Source organism: Phocaeicola sp. RTP21198st1_B8_RTP21198_201120, from assembly GCF_040929485.1.
GTDB lineage: Bacteria > Bacteroidota > Bacteroidia > Bacteroidales > Bacteroidaceae > Phocaeicola > Phocaeicola dorei.
Window position 1 is genome coordinate 1 of record NZ_JBCOCI010000530.1, and the last position, 1,067, is coordinate 1,067.

A 1,067-nucleotide genomic window follows, 5' to 3' on the forward strand; every position below is an offset into this window, starting at 1 on the left:
GTAGAGAAATCCATTAACAGTATTATTAAAAAGAGCTTGAATGTATTGTCCGTTCTGGGATTGAAGAGCATTGCTTTTCCTGCAATAGGTACTGGAGCTGCGCGATATAGCCTGGAAGACGTTGCTCACTTTATGTCAATGGCTATTTCAGAGTTCCTGTCCAACTCCGATGAAGAATTAGAAATTTATATCTATCTGATGGATCGTTATGGCAGGAGAACAGCGATTGATTATATTGTTTTCTTCGAGCAATTTTATCGTAGAATGTTCACTTCGGGGGTTGATATAGCCGAAGTGAATCCGGCTGAAACAGAAGCCCATGCCAAACAGTGGGATATGAAATCAATGCGGTTGAATCATTTGAATAGTTATCTGATAAAACTCGAAGAGCAGCGAATGAACTTCGAGATGAAACTTATCGAGGCTATTGAGAAAAATGATAATGAACAGATCAAGACATTGCACTATCAACTCGATGAGAACAATAAAATTAGATACTCGTGCATGCGAGAGATAAAAGAGGTGGAATGTACGGATGCGCTCAATAGCAGTTTTAAATCGGTTTTCCTGAGTTCAACATTTGAAGACATGAAAGAATATCGTAAGGCAATCATTGATCGGATTATAAAACGCAGGATGGTTCCGATTTGCATGGAAAATTGGGGCGCTAATGCCAATAAAGTCACTTCTGTGATAACAGATGAAGTGAAAAAAGCAGATATTTATCTTGGTATATTCGGAACACGATATGGATATGTCGATGAGAATACTAATATGTCGATGACCGAGATAGAGTATAGGGAAGCACTGGCCTCCAATAAACCCATATTGGTCTACATTGCCAAAAATGCGAAAGACGATATAACAACAGGAGACAACAGTCAGAAAATGTTGGAGCTGTTGACTGAAATTGAGAAAGAGCGAATAGTCTACTATTTTAATTCTATCGATCAGCTGGGAGAACAGGTCTTTGCAGACTTGGAACGATATATTAAATAGTGACGACAAACCCCATTTCATCGGACACATTTGCTTCAGAATACTATAAAAGCAACCCTATTGGACTT

1 protein-coding gene is annotated in these 1,067 nt (G+C 38.6%); it reads left to right on the forward strand.

Annotation, left to right across the window (positions count from 1 at the left end):
• Positions 1 to 999: DUF4062 domain-containing protein (locus tag AB5935_RS27840; RefSeq protein WP_368328081.1), on the forward strand; the 999-nt coding region annotated here is incomplete at its 5' end.
• Between the last annotated feature and the right edge of the window lie 68 nt (positions 1,000 to 1,067).